Origin of the sequence: Helicobacter jaachi (assembly GCF_000763135.2) — a bacterium.
GTDB classification, from domain to species: Bacteria; Campylobacterota; Campylobacteria; order Campylobacterales; family Helicobacteraceae; genus Helicobacter_C; species Helicobacter_C jaachi.
Genome location: NZ_JRPR02000006.1, coordinates 25,448 through 45,124 on the forward strand (window position 1 = coordinate 25,448; position 19,677 = coordinate 45,124).

At 40.4% G+C, this 19,677-nt stretch carries 18 protein-coding genes and 1 tRNA gene; 13 read left to right on the plus strand and 6 right to left on the minus strand.

The genetic code is table 11. The features are described from left to right. Positions 1–4: 4 nt before the first annotated feature. The 10 genes from LS71_RS09400 to LS71_RS07335 all read left to right on the plus strand — a co-directional run bounded on the left by LS71_RS09400 (position 5) and on the right by LS71_RS07335 (position 6,962). A tRNA-Sec gene (locus LS71_RS09400) sits at positions 5–103 on the plus strand. 40 nt (positions 104–143) lie between these two features. Then, complete coding sequence (gene fliQ, locus LS71_RS07295) at positions 144–410, plus strand: flagellar biosynthesis protein FliQ (protein WP_034353555.1); 267 nt, start codon at positions 144–146, stop codon at positions 408–410. Next, positions 410–1,213 (plus strand): UDP-N-acetylmuramate dehydrogenase, encoded by an 804-nt coding sequence (locus LS71_RS07300; protein WP_034353557.1) that lies wholly within the window; start codon positions 410–412, stop codon positions 1,211–1,213. Before fliQ ends, LS71_RS07300 begins: the two co-directional genes overlap by 1 nt. A 271-nt stretch (positions 1,214–1,484) precedes the next feature. After that, positions 1,485–1,886, plus strand: a complete 402-nt coding sequence (secG, locus tag LS71_RS07305) for a preprotein translocase subunit SecG (protein WP_034353560.1) — start codon at positions 1,485–1,487, stop codon at positions 1,884–1,886. A 9-nt stretch (positions 1,887–1,895) separates the two neighbouring features. After that, positions 1,896–2,453 (plus strand): ribosome recycling factor, encoded by a 558-nt coding sequence (gene frr / locus LS71_RS07310; RefSeq protein ID WP_034353563.1) that lies wholly within the window; start codon positions 1,896–1,898, stop codon positions 2,451–2,453. Next, entirely contained in the window at positions 2,454–4,268 is a 1,815-nt protein-coding gene (gene thrS / locus LS71_RS07315; RefSeq protein WP_034353566.1) for a threonine--tRNA ligase, read from the plus strand. Further along, entirely contained in the window at positions 4,265–4,789 is a 525-nt protein-coding gene (gene infC / locus LS71_RS07320) for a translation initiation factor IF-3 (protein ID WP_034353568.1), read from the plus strand. The genes thrS and infC overlap by 4 nt, the downstream gene beginning before the upstream one ends. Positions 4,790–4,809: 20 nt before the next feature. Further along, the gene (gene rpmI, locus LS71_RS07325) at positions 4,810–5,004 is read left to right on the plus strand and encodes a 50S ribosomal protein L35 (protein ID WP_034353570.1); all 195 of its coding nucleotides are present in this window, start codon (positions 4,810–4,812) and stop codon (positions 5,002–5,004) included. A 71-nt stretch (positions 5,005–5,075) separates the two neighbouring features. Further along, on the plus strand, positions 5,076–5,429 hold the full coding sequence (rplT, locus tag LS71_RS07330; RefSeq protein WP_034353572.1) for a 50S ribosomal protein L20: 354 nt from the start codon (positions 5,076–5,078) through the stop codon (positions 5,427–5,429). 375 nt (positions 5,430–5,804) lie between these two features. Next, the gene (locus tag LS71_RS07335) at positions 5,805–6,962 is read left to right on the plus strand and encodes a metallophosphoesterase (protein WP_034353575.1); all 1,158 of its coding nucleotides are present in this window, start codon (positions 5,805–5,807) and stop codon (positions 6,960–6,962) included. On the opposite strand, the gene LS71_RS07340 is transcribed toward LS71_RS07335, so the two are convergent. From LS71_RS07340 to LS71_RS07365, 6 genes are read right to left on the minus strand one after another with little or no spacing between them, the layout of a single operon-like run. Continuing rightward, positions 6,931–7,674 (minus strand): DUF2393 domain-containing protein, encoded by a 744-nt coding sequence (locus tag LS71_RS07340; RefSeq protein ID WP_052057901.1) that lies wholly within the window; start codon positions 7,672–7,674, stop codon positions 6,931–6,933. The two genes, LS71_RS07335 and LS71_RS07340, sit on opposite strands and share 32 nt — an antisense overlap. A gap of 9 nt (positions 7,675–7,683) precedes the next feature. After that, positions 7,684–8,379 (minus strand): bifunctional phosphoribosyl-AMP cyclohydrolase/phosphoribosyl-ATP diphosphatase HisIE, encoded by a 696-nt coding sequence (hisIE, locus tag LS71_RS07345; RefSeq protein ID WP_034353578.1) that lies wholly within the window; start codon positions 8,377–8,379, stop codon positions 7,684–7,686. Between the two features lie 3 nt (positions 8,380–8,382). Then, positions 8,383–9,477 (minus strand): prohibitin family protein, encoded by a 1,095-nt coding sequence (locus LS71_RS07350; RefSeq protein ID WP_034353580.1) that lies wholly within the window; start codon positions 9,475–9,477, stop codon positions 8,383–8,385. Position 9,478: 1 nt separating this feature from the next. Then, positions 9,479–10,411: a branched-chain amino acid transaminase gene (locus LS71_RS07355; protein WP_034353582.1), complete on the minus strand. Its 933-nt coding sequence runs from the start codon at positions 10,409–10,411 to the stop codon at positions 9,479–9,481. A gap of 56 nt (positions 10,412–10,467) precedes the next feature. Beyond that, complete coding sequence (gene abc-f, locus LS71_RS07360; RefSeq protein WP_138109886.1) at positions 10,468–12,438, minus strand: ribosomal protection-like ABC-F family protein; 1,971 nt, start codon at positions 12,436–12,438, stop codon at positions 10,468–10,470. After that, positions 12,435–13,907: a hypothetical protein gene (locus LS71_RS07365; protein WP_034353584.1), complete on the minus strand. Its 1,473-nt coding sequence runs from the start codon at positions 13,905–13,907 to the stop codon at positions 12,435–12,437. Before LS71_RS07365 ends, abc-f begins: the two co-directional genes overlap by 4 nt. 293 nt (positions 13,908–14,200) lie before the next feature. On the opposite strand from LS71_RS07365, the gene LS71_RS07370 reads away from it, so the two are divergent. From LS71_RS07370 to LS71_RS07380, 3 genes are all read left to right on the plus strand, one after another. Next, the gene (locus LS71_RS07370) at positions 14,201–17,299 is read left to right on the plus strand and encodes a DNA translocase FtsK (protein ID WP_034353587.1); all 3,099 of its coding nucleotides are present in this window, start codon (positions 14,201–14,203) and stop codon (positions 17,297–17,299) included. A gap of 72 nt (positions 17,300–17,371) precedes the next feature. Continuing rightward, a complete protein-coding gene (locus LS71_RS07375; protein ID WP_052057903.1) occupies positions 17,372–18,829 on the plus strand; it encodes a Do family serine endopeptidase in 1,458 nt (485 codons plus the stop codon). A gap of 17 nt (positions 18,830–18,846) precedes the next feature. After that, positions 18,847–19,677 (plus strand): CheR family methyltransferase, encoded by an 831-nt coding sequence (locus tag LS71_RS07380; RefSeq protein WP_238700380.1) that lies wholly within the window; start codon positions 18,847–18,849, stop codon positions 19,675–19,677.

Sequence of the window (19,677 nt, forward strand, 5' to 3'; positions counted from 1 at the left end):
CTTTTGGAGGACTAGTGTCCCTGGTGGGCGCCGTGGGCTTCAAACCCATTGAAGGGTTAGGTGTCTAATCCTTGGGGAGTTCGATTCTCTCGTCTTCCTGCCATTAATGACGACTAAAAAGACTTTAACTTAAAGGTATTGCTATGGAAGCGCAACTTATGGCACTGGCAGTTCAAACTTATAAACTTACACTTATTTTGTCCCTCCCTATGCTTTTAGCTGGGCTGATTGTGGGTTTGCTTGTGAGTATTTTTCAAGCCACTACGCAGATTAATGAAATGACACTCACCTTTGTGCCAAAGATTCTAGCCGTTGTGGCGGTGATTATTTTTGCTATGCCTTGGATGATTAATATGATTACTGATTACACGCGTATGCTGCTTACGATGATTGCTAATATTAATTTCTAATGCAAACGCGCCTTATTAATTTTGCGACCTATTCAAGTCTTAAAATCGGCTCTACGCTTGAAGTCTCACTCATTCAAACTCTACAAGATGCTACTTTTGCTCATTTACAGAATCTAACTATCATAGGGCAGGCGAATAATCTCCTCATCTCCCCCACTGCACAGCATTTGGCTATGCTTGACAAAAACTTTGCGTATATTAAAGACTGCTATGAAGATTCTCAACATCTCATCGAAATTGGCGGCGCATATAGCTCTGGGCGTATTTTTCATTATTTTAAGGCGCACAATCTCTCTGGAGCGGAGTTTTTGCAGGCGCTACCGGGGAGTCTTGGAGGGCTAGTAAAAATGAATGCAGGTATGAAGCGATATGAAATCAAGCAGCTCATTCATTCTGTCAATATTAATGGAGAGTGGCATAATATAGAATCTATCCCTATGAATTACCGCGATAGTGGGATAAATGGCGTTATCCTCGCGGCTAGATTCTATAAAAATATAGGCTTTAATGATGAGCTGCAAAAGATGTTTAATGTCCTGCGTAAAGCTCACCCAAAGGAGCCAAGCTGCGGGAGCTGTTTTAAAAATCCTAAGGGCGATTTTGCTGGCAGACTTTTAGAATCTGTAGGCTTAAAGGGCTATAGTATCGGCGATGCTGCCTTTAGTCAAAAACATGCTAACTTTCTTATCAATAAAGGCAACGCGACTTTTGCAGATGCTATAAGCCTTATTGAGCTTGCAAAAAAGCGTGTGTTTGAGGCAAGCGGCATTACTCTAGCGTGTGAAGTGTGCATTGTGCAGTAAAATATGCGCACCACTATTATACACCACTACAATAGCGCCATTTTGCGCATTTATAGCATTGTGCAGTATGTTTTGGCACTTTTGTCCCTTTATCCCTCACTTATCAAATCCAGATTCTATAAAGATACATTCCACAAAATCTATTTACAGAATCTAGTCCTTAAAAACTGCTTTTGTGTATGGAGCTTAAAGCACGATGCAAGCTTACTATAAGGATTTTTTGCTATAATCGTGCGCTTATTTTAGATTTTGCGTATATTTTGGAGTGTCAATGACTACCTTTTTTCTTATCACACAAATTGTTTTAGCAGTGATTATTACCATTGCCGTGCTTTTGCAAAAAAGCTCAAGTATCGGGCTTGGCGCGTATAGCGGAAGTAATGAATCTGTCTTTGGGGCGAAGGGTCCTGCAGGATTTTTAGCAAAATCTACAATGGTTTTGGGCTTGCTTTTTGTGCTTAATACCATTGCCTTAAGCTATGCGTATAATAAACAAAGTCAAAAAAGCGTGCTAGATTCTATGCAGACTACTTCACAAAATAGCACTTCGCCTGCTCCTAGCGTAAATACAGATGAGAGTGCCAATGCTTTTATTGTTGATGAGAATATTCCCTCCGCGCCGCTACTCAACGATGCAGCAAGCAATGAAGCAAACAAAGCAGATAATAAATAAAGGAGCGTTATGTTAGGCGAGATTTACCAAAATGCAAAATCGCACATGGACAAGACGATAGATTCATTGCGTAGAGATTTTAGCACACTGCGCAGTGGTAAAGTAAGTGTAAGTATTTTGGATAATATCCGCATAGATTATTATGGCACGCCAACCCCGCTCAATCAAGTTGGCTCTGTGATTGCCCAAGATGCCACAACTATCATCATCACGCCATGGGAGAAGCCACTCATTAAAGATATTGAAAAATCTATCCAAGAGGCTAATATAGGCGTTAATCCAAACAGCGATAGTGAGTGCGTGAAGCTCTTTTTCCCCCCTATGACGCAAGAGCAGCGCAAAGAAATTGCCAAAAATGCTAAATCTATGGGAGAAAAGGCAAAAGTTGCCATTCGCAATATTCGTCAAGATGCTAATAATGCCATTAAAAAGCTTGAAAAAGATAAGACTATCACAGAAGATGAGGGCAAAAAAGCACTTGATGAGATACAAAAATACACTGATGAATTTGTGAAAAAATGCGATGATATGGTCAAGCACAAAGAAGAAGAGGTTATGAAAGTATAAATGAGCGAAGTTATAGGCATTAAGCACAATCAATCTATTTATGATATTTGCACGGCAAAAGAGCTTGGCATTAGCGGGGATAATATTCTTTTTAATAATTCTAAAGAATCTTTGTCTATTATCCGTCACTCCTGCGCACACCTTATGGCGCAAGCTATTAAGGCGCTGTATCCAGAGGCACAATTTTTTGTAGGACCGGTGGTTGATGAGGGATTTTATTATGATTTTAAAGTAGATTCTAAAATTAGCGAGGAGGACTTGCCTACCATAGAATCTAAAATGAAAGAAATTGCTCAAAATGCCTATCCTATCAATAAATACACCCTTTCACGACAAGAGGCGCAAATAAAATTTGGCAACGATGAGCTAAAGTTGGCTGTAATGAGCCGCATACCAGATGATAATCTTAGTATCTACGCGCAAGGGGATTTTGAGGATTTATGCAGGGGACCTCATTTGCCAAATACAAAATTTTTACAACATTTTAAGCTCACAAAAGTCGCAGGTGCGTATCTTGGTGGCGATGAACACGCACAAATGCTTGTGAGAATCTATGGCATTGCTTTTGCGGATAAACAATCGCTTAAAGATTATCTCTTTGCTATGGAGGAGGCAAAGAAGCGTGACCATCGCAAACTTGGGCAAGAAATGGGACTTTTCACTTTCGATGAGGAAATTGGAGCAGGGCTGCCTATATGGCTGCCAAAGGGTGCTAGGCTGCGCCAAAATATCGAGCGTTTGCTCACCACAGCGCTTAATGAGCGAGGGTATGAGCCTGTTAGGGGACCTGAAATACTAAAAAGTGATGTATGGAAAAAAAGCGGGCATTACGCCAACTACAAGGAAAATATGTATTTTACTACCATTGATGAGCAAGAGTATGGCATTAAGCCTATGAATTGTGTAGGGCATATCAAAGTCTATCAAAGCTCTCCGCGCAGCTACAGGGAATTACCGCTTAGATTCTATGAATATGGCATTGTGCATAGACATGAGCGAAGTGGCGTGCTGCATGGTTTATTGCGTGTGAGGGAATTTACGCAAGATGATGCGCATATTTTTTGCAGAGCAGAGCAGATTGAGGAGGAAGTTAATCATATCATTGCTTTCACAAAAAGCATAATGCATGCCTTTAGTTTTAAATATGAAATGGAGCTATCCACGCGCCCAAGCAAATCAATAGGCAGCGATGAAGTGTGGGAAAATGCCACGAACGCGCTAAAGAAAGCTTTGGAGCAAAATAAGATACATTATGAGATTGATGAAGGTGGCGGGGCATTTTATGGTCCAAAGATTGATATTAAAATTACTGACGCCATAGGGCGCAAATGGCAGTGCGGCACGATACAAATTGATATGAATCTCCCTGAACGCTTTGAGCTAAGCTATACTGATGAGCATAATGCGCAAGTGCAGCCGGTGATGATTCATCGTGCTATACTTGGCTCATTTGAACGATTTGTGGCGATTTTGACAGAGCATTTTGGGGGTGAATTCCCACTTTTTATTGCTCCTACACAAGTAATTCTTGTCCCCATCGGTGATGCGCAACTTGAGTATGCAAGGGCTTTGCGTGATAAAATTATTACGCAAAGCGGCGCGTATGCTGAAGTTATGGATAAAAATGAAAGTCTAAGCAAGAAGATTCGCCTAGCTGAAAAGCAGCGCGTGCCTTTGATTATTGTCTTAGGAGCAAAAGAGGTGGAGAGTAAAATACTCTCAATCCGTGACAGGCGGGAGAAATCACAATATGAACTCCCTGAAGGTGAGTTTCTCACCATACTTAAAACAAAAATAGGAGAGGTTGCCTTTTGAGCAAAGAAGATGTATTACTCAATGAAGAGATAAACTTTAAAGAAGTGCGTTGCGTGAGCGATGATGGGGAGATGTATGGCGTTATTTCCTCTAAAGAGGCTTTGAGCTTGGCTCAAAAAGCGGGGCTTGATTTAGTGCTTATTTCGCCCAATGCAAATCCGCCTGTGTGTAAGATAATGGACTATGGCAAATTCCGCTATCATGCTGAAAAAAAGCAAAAAGAGGCGCGCAAGAAGCAAAAGCAAATCGAAATTAAAGAAATCAAGCTTTCTACGCAAATTGCGCAAAATGACATTAACTATAAAGTCAAGCACGCCATTGAATTTTTGCAAGCAGGCAAGCATGTGAGGTTTAAAGTATTTCTAAAACAGCGTGAGCTAAGCATTCCTCAAGCAGGTATGGAGACATTGCATAAAGTCGCGCTTATGCTTGAAGATATTGCAGTAGCGGAAAAAGAGCCAAAGCTAGAGGGCAAATACCTCAATATCCTCTATGTGCCAAAGAAAAAAGACAAACATTAATCTTATGAAAGGAGACAATAATGCCAAAGATGAAAACAAATCGTGGTGCAGCTAAACGCTTTAAGCTTAAAAAAAATGCCATCAAGCGCGGCAGCGCGTTTAAAAGTCATATCTTGACAAAAAAATCGCCTAAGCGCAAAGCACATCTTAACGCACCAAAATATGTTCACAGCACTAATGTTGATTCTGTAAAAAGCCTACTTTGTATGGCATAGAATCTAGCTCCCCACAGCATTTGTGGGCAAGAGAAGCGTAAGCTTACACCTTATATGGTAAAGGAGAAAAAATGAGAGTAAAAACAGGCGTTGTTCGACGAAGAAGACATAAAAAGATTCTAAAACTTGCTCGAGGCTTTTATAGCGGGCGTCATAAGCATTTTAGAAAGGCAAAAGAGCAGCTTGAGCGCAGCATGTGCTATGCGTTCCGCGATAGGAAGCAAAAGAAGCGTGATTTTAGGCGATTGTGGATTACGCGTATTAATGCGGCTTGCAAAATCAATGGCACGAGCTATTCGCGCTTTATGCACGCGTTAAAGCTAGCTAATATCGAGCTTGATAGAAAAGTGCTAGCGGATATGGCGATGAATGATGCTCATGCGTTTAATGCGATTCTAGGCAGTGTCAAAGATAAATTAAAATAAAAGTGGGGGCTACCCCTCACTTTGGCAAATAGAGCCGTAATGTATAGAATCTTAAAAACTGCTCTAGATTCTATACATTACAGAATCTAGGGGCATTTAGGCGCTGCCGCATAACAAAGTATAAAATTGATGATTACTACACGCTCATCAATTTCACATTTAAAGGCTAGATTCTATAATGCCGCGCTGTTGCTTTTTCATAAAGCCGCGCGGTCTTGTTTGCTGGCAAGTGAATTGCCATCAAACGCCTAAAGTATAAAGTTATAGCTGCTTGCACATCTATTAACTTATTTTTTAAGGTTAGATTCTATAAACACTCACATATTACAAAATATTATAGAATCTAGCGCGCCACATATGAAAGGAGAGTGATTTATGCAGGATATTCCACAATTTGCGCAAATGCAAAATGCCGCCTTTCCATTTTTAGGCTCTGTGCTATTTATTTTGCTACATATTTATATGTATAAAGCCCTGCTTAAATCCCTATCCACTAAGCCATTTGTTCGCCTCGTGTGGAAAGCGCTTACCGCCATAAACGCCCTATGCTGCATTGCTTATTTATTTTTGCGCGATAGTGCGCAAGTCCCACAAGCCATATATTTTCTGCTTTCACTTTCTTTGGGTATAACTTTCTTGCTTACAATGGCAGCCCTGCTCTATCAATGCTGCTCCCTTATTATTATGACCTTTCGTTCCAAATCTGCCCGCTCACGCGCACGCCATAGGGCAAAAGTGAGTATCTTTATCCTAAGCCTTATAATGCTTGGCATTGGCACTTACAATGGCGTAAAAAAGCCCACTATCGTGCATAAGACACTAGAGATTGAGGGTCTAAGCACGCCTTTTAGAGTAGCAGTGCTTAGCGATGTGCATATCGGCGGGCTTATAGAGCAAAACAGGGTAAAACAAATAGTAGAAATGACAAATGAGCTTGATGCGGATATGATTTTTCTCACGGGCGATATTGTCGATGCACCGCTAAAGCATGTGGAGCTAGCCGTTAATGAGCTGCAACATCTTAAAGCGCGCGAGGGAGTTTTTTATATCCTAGGCAATCATGAGTATTTTCACGATATTTATAATATTATTGAGAAGCTTAAAGGGCTAGGCTTTCATGTGCTTATCAATGAAAGCTACACCATTGCTGATACGCTTAATATCGTAGGCTTGGCTGATTTTATGGGGCTGCGCGTGGGCTATTTGCAGCCTGATATAAAGCAGGCATTACAGCATATTAATCCAAATGTGCCCACCATTCTCCTAGCCCATCAGCCCAAAATCATTTACTCCCTTCAAGCGCCATTTGACAAAATTGATTTAGTGCTAAGCGGACATACACATGGAGGGCAAATCTTTCCTTTTTCACTTGCTATGCTTTTGCAGCAGCCCTATATTTCAGGCTTGCACACGCTTGAAAATCTCCATAAGACAAAAGTGTATGTCTCGCAAGGCACAGGATTTTGGGGACCACCTATGCGCATTGGAAGCGAATGCGAAATCACTCTGCTTGAGCTTGTGCCCCCGCAGTAGTGCTATCTTTTATAGAATCTTGTGTGTTATTTGGCGTAGATTCTATATCATCTTTCTTATCGATAAGCGTGGCAGTATTTTGCGTATGTGTGGGCATTGTAGGCTGTGTGGGCGCTTGTGGATTATGTGATGAAATGCCCTTTACGTGCTTGCTCTGCATTTTTTGTGCAAATTTATTAGACAAATAGCAATCGACATAGATTCTATACAAAAATGGCTCTTTCCCCTCTACCTTAGGCACTATCACAGCAAAATCCTTGCTCTCCCCTACTTCAATGTCAATATCAATGGTAATATATGATGAATGTTTAGGCAAAATGCTATTTAACACGCCAAGCGCCACGCTACCCTTTTCATCTCGCACCTCATTTACAGCAATATGGCATTCATTAATGGCAACCTTGCCTTTATGGGTAATGCTCCCACTAACAAAAAAGCCCTTTGTATATTGCATAGCGTGCGCACTTGTAATATTTACATCAATTTTATACAAAATATCGCGCATAACAAAATGCAGCACAAAAGGCATAGCAAAAATCACCGCCATAGAAAGCAAAAAACAAAATCGCGCCAGAAATCGCCAACCTCTGAGCAATAACCCCAGCGTAAAAATCATAATAAATACAAAAAATCCCGCAAGCAGCGCGCCTATTTCATACACAGACAAATACGAGACCATTTGCAAAAGAAGTGCTTTGATATTTTCAAACATTTATACTCTTTATTTATTTTTGCGCGAGGCTTTTTCGTCTATGCCACTTTGCGCAGTGCGTCTGCGCAATTCTTGTAAAACCAATTCAGGCGAAATATGCTCTAAGGCTAAGCCTACAAGGATATGATAAAATAAATCCGCGCATTCATAGATAATTTCCTCTTTTTGCCCATCTTTTAGCGCGAAGCTTAGCTCCCCTGCCTCTTCAATAATTTTTTTGCCCACTCCATTTGCGCCTTTTGCTAGCAAAGAAGCCGTATATGAGCGCTCCACACTCTCCCCGCGCCTTTGCTCAATGGTATGATACAACTCATCTAAAATATGATAAATAGGTAATTTTTGGGGTTGGGAAGCTAAATTTGTAGGCTGTGCGCCTAGTGTTGGCAAATATGATTGAAAAAAGCAGCTTTTTTCTCCTGTGTGGCACGCTACGCCCACTTGCTCCACAATAAAAAGCAAGCTATCATTATCGCAATCAAGGCGTATTTCTTTGATGCGCTGTATATGTCCGCTTTGCTCACCCTTTTGCCAGATTCTATGTTTGGAGCGAGAAAAATAATGCGCTAAGTGCGTTTGCAATGTAAGCTCAAGAGATTGCTTTGAAGAGTATGCGAGCATAAGCACTTTGTGAGTTTGGTATTCCTGCACGATAGTGGGGATAAGCTCATACCGCTCCCACTCAATGCGCTCAAAGCCATCTTGCATACACTACTGCCCTACAATTGCATTTTTCTGCTTGCTTTTAGAATCTACCCAGATATTTGGCACTGCCCCGCCGGGTGTTAGGAAAATCTGCGCATTTGCATTGTCTTTTAATGCCTCATTAAATTTGCCTTGTGTTTCAATCTGTCGCAACTCAAGTAAGCGTTGCGAGAGGCTTTCATTCACTAACTTATTTGCCTCGCTCTGCCCTTTTGCCTCAATCTCTAGCGCGTCAGCCTTACCCTTTGCGCGCTCGCGCAGTGCATTTGCCTCTTCTTTAGCCTTTTGCGCATCTCTTTTAGCAAGCTCCACACCCTCAATGCGCGTTTTTACTTGTTCGGGCAAAACAATTTCACGCAGCTGGATAGATACTAGCCTAACAGGTTGATTTGGCGTTGCATCAAGTTTGTTTTTAAAGCCTGTGTAGATAAGATTTGCCACTTCATCGCGCTTTGTAGGTAGCTCCTCTGTGGGATAATTACCCACAGCACTACGCACAACATCGCGAATTACAGGATTAATAATCTTTTGCTCCCATAGTGTGCCATATTCAGCAATGGTTGCAGGCACTTTCTCGCGCACAAGTTGATATTGCACGGTGAGTTCTATAGAAATAGTCATACCACTTGTATCCATAACATTAATCGCATCATTGCGTAAAATACTCTGCTCCCTGCCTACGCTTCCCATATCCTCGCTGCGCGAAAAGTTAATCGTCCTCACCTTTGCATCAACAATAATCACATCTTGAATAATAGGCACAAAAAAGTGCAAGCCCGGCTCAAGCGGCACAGGATTATACTGCCCTGTGGTTACTTTGATGCCCACTTCACCGGCATTGACAATCACAAATGGACGCGCCGCGATAAAAATAATAAAAAGCAGCGCGACAATAATAATCACCCCAAGCCATTTGCCACTAGGCATAGAGGGCATGGGCAAAGATTCTATATTAAATCCCCCTCCATTGTTATTGCCTCGATTATTAGTTGGGCGATTACCCCCACCATTCCCCCTATTATCTTCAGCCTTGCTATTAGCATTCTTTTCATCAAGCTGGGCGCGTTTCTTTTTAAGATGTTCATTTAAATCAATGGGCATTTTATTTCTCCTCGTCAATATAAGTTAAGTAATGCGCGTATTTGGGATTTTCTCCGTTCACTACATCAAAGTATGCCTTTTGCAAAGATTTAGTAATCTCCCCAGCACTCCCGCTGCCAATTGCACGCGCATCAAGCTCCCTAATAGGCGTAATCTCCGCTGCTGTGCCTGTGAAAAACGCCTCATCAGCAATATACACTTCATCACGCGTAATACGCCGCTGCTCCAAAGGAATACCCATATCTTTGGCAATCTCAATAGTCGTAGCCTGCGTGATAGATTCTAAAGTATTATCATAAGGAGGCGTGATGAGCTTGCCATTTCTTACGATAAAAAAGCACTCTCCGCTACCCTCTGCTACAAAGCCATTATCATCAAGGAGTAACGCCTCATCACATCCGCAAGAAATCGCCTCATGCTTTGCCATTTGAGAGTTTAAATAATTTGCTGCTACCTTTGCTTTGCCCATAATTGCTTTAATAGGGTTGCGCACAAAAGAGCTTGTTTTTACCTTAATGCCATTAGCAATGCCATCTTCACCCAAATACGCGCCCCACTCCCACGCCGCAATAGCCGCATTCACAGGCGCACTAATATGATTAAGTCCCATTACTCCATAGCCTAAATAAATAATAGGGCGTATATATACATTGCCCTTATAGTCTGCCCTATTAGCGCGCAATAGCTCAATTTGTGCAGATTCTAATTGTGCTTGTGTGTAGGGCGATTTAATACAAACAATTTTTGCAGAATCTAAGAGCCGTTTTGTGTGTGCTTCAAGGCGAAAAATCGCTAAGCCTCTCTTAGTCATATACGCCCTTGTGCCTTCAAACACAGCATTGCCATAATGTAAAGTGTGCGTAAGGATATGCGTGGTAGCCTCTGCCCACGGCACAAGCTTGCCATCTTTCCAAATGAATTGCGCTTCTTTCATAGAGTTGTCCTCCGTTGTATTTTGAATCCTAGATTCTATCAAAAGTTTGTAATATTCTATGTCGCTTGGCTTAATTGCATATTTTGCTCCTCCAAATCTAAATACTGCGCGATTTTAGATTCTAACTCATTTTCTACATCTGCAAGCTCTTTTGCTAGCGTGCTAATGCCCTGTTGCTCATAAATTTGCGGATTACTCAAAGCCTCTTTTAATGCCTTTTGCTTTTGCTCTAATTCCTCAATTTCAAGGGGTAGAGACTGCAGGGCAAGCTTTTGCTTATAGCTTAGCTTTTGAGGCTTCTTTGGCGCATCTGGCTTGTGTTTTATAGAATCTAGCTTTTTAGATTCTATATTTTGGGATAATGTCTGCTCAAACTCGCTAATCTCGCGTAGATTCTGTGCAATCTCTAAATATTGACTATACAAAATATGGCTTTGCACCACCTCACCATCGCCCTCAAAGACAAGCAATTTATGCGCGAGTTTATCCACAAAATACCTATCATGACTTACAAAAATGACCGCGTTTGAAAGGCTTAGGAGATATTCCTCAATGATATTAATAGTTTGTATATCTAAATCATTTGTAGGCTCATCAAGGATAAACACATCTACTTCCTTAGTAAAAAGCAATGCTAACGCCACACGGTTTTTTTCCCCGCCGCTAAGCGAGCCAATTTTATGTGTGAGAAACTCTTTAGGGAAAAGAAAATTTTTCAAATACCCATATATGTGCATATGCTTGCCGCGCACCTCAATATGCTCACCGCCATTTGGGCAAAAAGTCTCTAATAAATCCTTTTTATCATCAAGCATATTGGTATGCTGCTCAAAGTATCCTATGCGTATGTCGCCCTTTTTTACCACTCCAGAATCTGCACTCTGCTCGCCTAGCAGAATTTTTAATAAACTTGACTTGCCAGAGCCATTTTTACCCACAATAGCTATCCTATCGCCCCGCAAGATTCTCAAATTTAAATCTTTAAACAACACCTTGCCCGCAATGCTTTTATGCAAATGCTCAATCTCAAACAAGCATTTTTGATTATTTATCCCCTCTTCTCTATTAAACGCTTTTTGCTCGCGCTCGAGTTCAAGACGCATTTTGCGTATGGTGGAGGGATTTTTCTTTGCTTCCTCACGCATTTGCAAAATTTTATTTTTTCGTCCCTCATTACGCTTTAATCGTGCCTTAACGCCCTGCCTTAGCCACTGCTCCTCATTTTTTAAAAGTTTTAGAAGTTTTTCATGCGCTTTGCTTAAATGCTTTAAAATCTCCTCTTTTTTGCTCAAATATTGTAAATATCCACCCTCAAAACTGCGCAATTGCCCCTCATCAATCTCAACAATGCGCGTAGCAACTTTATCAATAAAATACCTATCATGGCTAATAAAAACTAAAGTCTTATGAGATTGCAACAAATAATTTTCTAAAAATGCCACCATTTCTACATCAAGGTGATTGGTTGGCTCATCAAGGAGCAAAATATCGCAAGGCTCTAGCAGCAGACTTGCTAATGCTACGCGCTTTTGCTCACCCCCACTTAGAGAATTAGCTAGCCTATCTTTAAAGCCTTCTAGCTCAAAGTATGCTAAAATCTCCTCCGCCCTACTTTGCAAATCCCAGCCCCTATGCTCATCAAGATACGCGCTAAGCTTTGCATACTCTTCTAGCATATCTTTGCTAGGCGCGCTAGTTTGCGCCATTTGCGTTTGTAAAAGCTCCAATCTTTCATACGCGCTTTTAAGCTTGCCCATACTTTCTATAAGCACGCTAATCACGCTTGCTTGAGGTTTAAAAATAGGCTTTTGTGCTAAAGATAAAATATGTAAATGCTTTAATCCCATACGCTCGCCGCTATCAAAACTAAGCTTTCCAGCGATGATATTTAATAAGCTTGACTTACCAGAGCCATTTTTACCAATAACAGCAATACGCTCACCTTGAGCGATATTAAGAGAGATATTTTTAAGTAAGATTCTATGTTCATACTGCTTGCTTACTTCTTGCAGGGAGAGGAGATTCATTGCACCTCAAAGGTCTTAATTTGAGCCAAAGATAAAAGGGCAAAATTCGTATTTTTATTGCGTTTAGATTCTTTACCAATTTTGATGATAGAAGCAGGCGTTTGAAATTTCAGTTCAGAATCTATGTAGATAAGCTCAAAGGCTTGACGATTAACCGCGCTAAAATACTCAATTTCTTTATGATAAATCACCACATTATAAAATTTGCTCGCAGACATAATCTTAATTTTTAAATCTAGCCCAAAGTTTGGATTATCTGTAAAAATTAAAAAGTGCTTAGCATTTTTTGACATATACTTATTGTAATACTGATACACTGCATATTCATTATCACGCAGCTTGCCTTTATCGAGCATTTTTACATGATTGCCCAAAAATGTCATCGCGCAAAATGGGCTATTAATATTATGCTTAAAAAATACATTTTTAATCGCTAAAGAACTCATACCCAAATGCCATAATTTATTATCAATATGCGTAGCACAAATATCCATAGCCTCTTTAGTTTTGCTAATAAGAATCTCATACATTTTGTGGAATACCTCTTCAAATTTCACTAAATTTTCTTTCTTAAAATTATCAGAGAGTGCCTTTAGCCTATCAATAGTCGCACTTAGAATCTTAATATCAGATTCAGCCTTAGTAATAATCGCTCTAGTCCTTATAGCACGCTCCTCTAAAGCCTTTGGGTCGCCCTTTTTGGCATCAAGCTTAGATTTAATCGAGCGCAGCTCCATAGAGCCTACGCGGATTTTATTTTGCAAGGAGAGCTTTTTTTCATTAAAGGTCTCAATCGCTCTTAGCACGCCCTTATAATGATACTGCACATCAAGGAAGCATTCTTGATAAATTTTATCGGGCGTAAGATTAGTATTAGTTTGAAAATGTCGATAAGAGTATTCTAATTTTTTAAGCACCTGCATATCATCGGCAAAATTATCCATAGTAATGTGCCTATCATTAAACACCAAATAATCAATCGCCTTTGACAAATAAGGCTTAATCACAATGTAATTAATCTTTTTTTGCGGCTCTTCGCCATCGTCCATTCCCGCAATAGAATTTAGGGCGTTAAACTCCTCTTGGAAATACTCCTTTATACTTTCAGGAATAGGCGTGCTAAGCTGGATACTATTTAATTTTAAATAATTTGTCTCTGCAAAAATCTGCTTAGCAATAGCCGCTTTAGCATCAGCCTCTTTACTTTTTAGCTCATCATCAGTATTAGTGCGCCAAAAGTCAATCTCGCGTATCAGCCCACCTTCAGGGAAACTTTGATAGCGCGAAGCCTTGCAATCTGTGATGACATACCCGCCATCATCAAGCCTAAATTCTACAAGCATACCCGCACTTGGCATCATTCGTTGGTCATGCCAGCTTGTATTGCGTAATTCAAAAATCTTTTTTGAAGCATTCACCACAACGCCATTTTTTGTTTGATTAGAATATCTTAATATCTTGCCATGCACCTTTATGCTCCTATATTATTTAATATTTCTTTAAGATTTAAGCTCACAACAAAAATGCACATTCTAGCTAATTAAAAATAAAAAAATCATTATGAATTTCTAAAATTCTTTATGATATAATGCGCGCTTTTTAAATCCAAATGCTTTTACATAAATTTACAGCACACGCGCAGTTTTTGGGCGTATCTTTAGTGCTTTTATAGAATCTAAACAGGCTAGATTCTATAAATTTTTAAAGCAACACAAAAGGACATCTCATAAAAAAACTATATCTTTACATCGCGCTTAATATCATTTTGCTTTTTTTATCCATTGCGACTATCATAGGCGATTATGGGCTTGTAGGGAACTTTGGCATATACTTTGCCACGCTTAATCTTAACATTTTTGGCTATATCGCTTATGTGTATTTGCCCTTATTGCTCTACCCGCTTTTTAGATTCTATAAAAGCCCCACTATCACCTTTAGGCGGCTTGAACTCATCGTATCATGCTCGCTTTTTTTCATAGCGCTTTTAATCTTGCAATCCCTTAGCCTGCAACAAGGCGCATTTGGCAACGCAATAGTGCTTTTTTTAAAAAATTATATCGGCTATGTTGGCGTGTGGGTGCTTGATGTATTCTTTTTTATATTTGCTTGGCTTATTTTCACGCAGCGCAATATTGATGTGCTTTTAAAACAGACAAAAAACAAGTGCCTTGTGGCGTTTGATGTCATTAAACACATAAGTTTATTGCTCTACGCCTTAGGTGTAAAACTCACAAAAAGCTTTCTTGCCTTTATCCGTCCGCATATACATAATCTCTTTGCCAAAAAAACGCAAGATGTCCTTGACTTGCAATCCGCTGCGCAAGAGCGCACCAAGGCTCCAAGCTATGATTTTAAAGATGTGCTTGTGGAGAGGGCATTTGATGAAATGGCACAAAGTCCTAATGCTGCTCCTAATGCTACTAATATAACGCACACTCCCATGCCTGCTGTAGATTCTATAAATACAGAATCTACAGACTCTCAAAATGTATCGCCCACTCAAGCAGATTCTATAAACACAAATATCCAAACTAATGCCGATACAAGCGCAAGTGCGCCACTTTTAGAGATTGTAGAATCCTCACAAAGCGATATGAATTTAGAGGAGTTTTTCAAAACACAAAGAATAAAACATCAAGATATGCTTAAAAATCTTAAAAACCAGCCGCACACTGCCCTATCTCAGCCCGCTATAGAGCTTACAGAATCCCTTAAGCACACTCAAGCCAATATCTCACAAGAATCTACATCATCTAAATCCATTCCCACGCCCCCACCGCGCCCCATTAACCCAGATGTATTTTTGCAATCTGCGCAACATACTGTATCTACAAATACAGAATCTACCTCCATTGCGGCATCTAGCACACAGGCAAGTATTAAAGAGGAGAATATCAAAGCCGCATCGCACACTAAAGAATATGGGCAAATGCTAGATTCTATGCAGGATAAAAAAAGTGTGCAAAGCACGCAAGCAGATACGCAAGTGCCTGAAAACAAAACGACATATGATGATAATCTTTTTGCTAAAGAGATGCCATTTATTCCCATTCCACCGCTTCAACAAACGCCTAAACAAGAGCGCGCGCCACATTTTGCAAATACAGAATCTGCCACAGATTCTATAAGAGTAGATTCTACAAACACAGAATCTGCCCACACAGAATCTACAAATACGCAATCCACCACCCTAGCGCAAAATAGCGCGCAAAGCACGCCTATGCCACAAACCCTTGAACTTGATATTAAAGAAATTACAGAATCTAATCCCACGCAGTGGGTAGATTCTATCGTGCAAGAAATTCCCACAAAAGAAGTCCCTACGCAAAAAATCCCTCCGCAAGCACCCCACGCGCAAGAGCCAAATCACAAGCCCACCCATACTCGTGTAACAGAGCTTGCTGAAAATAAAGCACTTTTAAATAACCTTGAATATGGCAAAGTGAATAAGCCTCTTAATTTTAAACTTCCCTCTACAAGCCTGCTTAACCAACCTCTAGGCGAGAAAGTAGAAATTGATGGCAGCGAGATTGATAGAAAGATTGAGGATTTGCTCTCAAAGCTTAAGATGTTCCGTGTGGAGGGCGATATAGCGCGCACATATTCAGGTCCTATTGTTACTACATTTGAATTTCGTCCCGCGCCCAATGTGAAAGTGAGCAAAATTCTTACCCTTGAAGATGACTTGGCTATGGCTTTGCGCGCGCATTCAATCCGCATTCAAGCGCCTATCCCGGGCAAAGATGTGGTAGGCATTGAAATACCCAATAACCATACGCAAACTATCTATCTGCGCGAAGTATTAGAATCTGATTTGTTTAAAACCTCCACTTCGCCGCTCACGCTTGCGCTTGGCAAGGACATTGTAGGCAATCCCTTTATCACAGATTTAAAAAAACTGCCGCATTTGCTCATCGCAGGCACAACAGGCAGCGGGAAAAGTGTGGGCATTAATGCGATGATTTTATCCCTGCTCTATAAAAATTCACCAGATAATTTAAAGCTTTTAATGATTGACCCCAAAAAGGTGGAATTTAGCATTTATGCGGATATCCCTCATCTCATCACGCCCATTATTACGCAGCCCAAAAAGGCGATTGTAGGCTTAAATAGCGCTATGGCTGAAATGGATAGACGATATGATTTAATGAGTGAAATGCGCACCAAAGATATTGATAGCTACAACCGCAAAGTGCTAAGTGAGGGCGGAGAAAAATTTGCATATTTGGTGATTATTATTGATGAATTAGCGGATTTAATGATGACAGGAGGCAAAGAAGTGGAATTTGCGCTAGCGCGTATTGCTCAAATGGGGCGCGCGTGCGGCATTCACATTATCGTAGCTACGCAGCGCCCAAGCGTTGATGTGGTAACAGGACTAATCAAAACCAATCTCCCCTCGCGCATTAGCTACAAGGTGGGCAGCAAGATAGATTCTAAAGTTATCCTTGATACCTTTGGCGCAGAATCTTTGCTAGGCAAAGGCGATATGCTATTTACCCCGCCGGGATTAGGTGGCGTTATGCGCTTGCACGCGCCATGGAATACTGAAGAAGAAATTGAAAAAGTGGCAGAATTTTTAAAAGCCCAACAAGTGGCTCAATACGATAAACATTTTATGCTTGATGAGCGAGATAATTTAGTAAGTAGCAACGCAGATAGCCAAAATGGCGAGAATAGCGATTTACTAAGCGAGGCAAAAAATATTATTTTGCAAGATAGAAAGACTTCGGCAAGTTATCTACAAAGGCGATTATCTATAGGCTACAATAAGGCGGCAAACTTGGTCGAGCAGCTTGAAAATGAGGGCTTTCTCTCCGCGCCAAATATTAAAGGTGTGCGCGAAATACTTGGGCAGTAGCGTTAATAAGTGTTTAATTTAAGTTTATAGAATCTTAGTTTGTTAAAAATTTAAGATATTAGGAGCATTTAGATGCAATCTAACACATTAAAAACCATTTGCGTATTTCACATATTTTTTTTAGGATTTTTGCTTTTAAATAGCGCATTTGCCATTGATTTCAAAGAAGCCCCAAAGGCGCAAAAGCGCATTAATCCGCAAGAGGGCAACGATAGCATTTATTCTTACAACTCTTCCATTGAGGACGCCAAAAAAGCAGTGGTGAATATCTCTGCGCAAAAAACTATTAATAATCAACTCTCTCACCCTATGTTTAGCGACCCATTTTTCCAACAATTTTTTGGCGATATTTATGGGCAGGTGCCTAGAGAACGCTTTGAACGCTCACTTGGAAGTGGTGTAATTATCTCAAACGATGGCTATATTATTACTAACTATCATGTGATTGAAGATGCGAGCAAAGTGCTTGTATCGCTAGCTGATAATCCCAAAGAATACGCCGCAAAAATCATTGGCACAGATGCAAGAAGTGATTTAGCTGTTATTAAAATTGAGCAAACAAATCTTTCACCTATTGCTTTTGCCCAAAGTGCTAATGTGCTTGTGGGCGATGTGGCTTTTGCGATAGGCAATCCCTTTGGCGTGGGCGAAACTGTTACGCAAGGTATTGTCTCCGCACTTAATAAAACAGGCATAGGCATTAATGATTATGAAAACTTTATACAAACTGATGCTTCTATAAATCCGGGCAACTCTGGCGGTGCGCTGGTAGATTCACGCGGTGCGCTTATTGGCATTAATACAGCCATTTTGTCGCGCACAGGTGGAAATCACGGCGTGGGGTTTGCCATTCCTTCAGATATGGTAAAAAAGATTGCCAAAGAGCTTATCGAAAAAGGCAGCATTAAGCGTGGATTTTTAGGCGTGGGTATCCAAGATGTAAGCAGTGATTTAAAAGATAGTTATAATGATAATACCGGCGCGGTGGTCATTAGCCTTGAGCCTCAATCCCCTGCGGCAAAAGCTGGGCTTATGGTATGGGACTTAATCACGCACATCAATGGCAAAAAAGTCTCAAGTGCGGCTGAACTTAAAAACCTCATCGGTATGCTTTCTCCCAATGAAAAAGTGGTGGTAAAATTTATCCGCGACAAGCAAGAGCGCGTAACGCAAATCACACTCACAGAGCAGCCAAACACGCAGCAAGGCAAGCAAAACCCTGCAGCCCAAGACAATCAAAGCAACTCCTCACTTAATCTACAAGGCTTAGAAGTAGCCGAGCTTAATAACAGCACGCGCCAACGCTATAGAATCCCAAATGGCGTTGATGGCGTGGTGGTTACACGCGTTAGCCCTAACTCAAAAGCACAAGAGGCAGGATTTGAAATAGGCGATGTTATCGCGCAAGTTGAGAGTATGCCCATTAGAAAGCCTGCGGATTTAAGCACTGCTTTCACGCGCTTTAAAGATAAAAATAAAAGAATCCTTGTCTATAGCGCTAATGGCACAAAAACCATTCTCATCAAATAAGGAGTGCGCAAGTGGTAATGCTTGATAATAGGCAGCTCACGCTTATAAAAGAGCGGCTTTATAAATATTGTGGTGTGTTTTTGAGCGATTCAAAGCTTACAATGATAAAAAATAGAATCTACCGCCTTATGCGGGAGACGCAAATCCACGATATTGATACGCTACTTTCTCAAATTGAAAGCAATACTAAAATTAGACAGCAATTTATTAATAGCTTTACCACTAATAAAACAGATTTTTTTCGCGAGGATTTTCACTTTCAAGATATGATTGACCGCTCTTTGCCACTACTTTTTAAACTCAATAAACCCATTAAAATCTATTGTTGTGCCTCCTCCACAGGGCAAGAGCCATATTCTATTGCTATGAGCGTGCTGTATGCTAAGAAATTATATTCAGCTTCTACACCTGTGAGTATTATTGCTACAGATATTGATACAGATGTACTGCAAGAGGCTATGGAGGGCGTTTATACTATTGACTTTAATGTAGAAAAATTCCCAAATTGGTGTGATGTGAATGAGTATTTTGACGCAGTAGATGAGGGCAAGACGCAAGCTGTGCGGATTTTAAAAGTAAAAGATAAACTAAGGTCAATGATTACTTTTAAGCAAGTTAATCTCTTTGATAAGCGCTATCCTTTTATGCGAGATGAGTTTGATATATTATTTTGCCGCAATGTGCTTATTTATTTTAAGCAGCAAGACCAGCAAGATATTCTAGCGCGCCTTATTGACACGCTTCGCATTGATGGGACATTTTATCTAGGGCATTCAGAAAGTCTCTATCATTTTGTGGATAAATTTGAAAAGCTTGGCAATAAAACTTTTGTGAAAATAAAGGCGTGA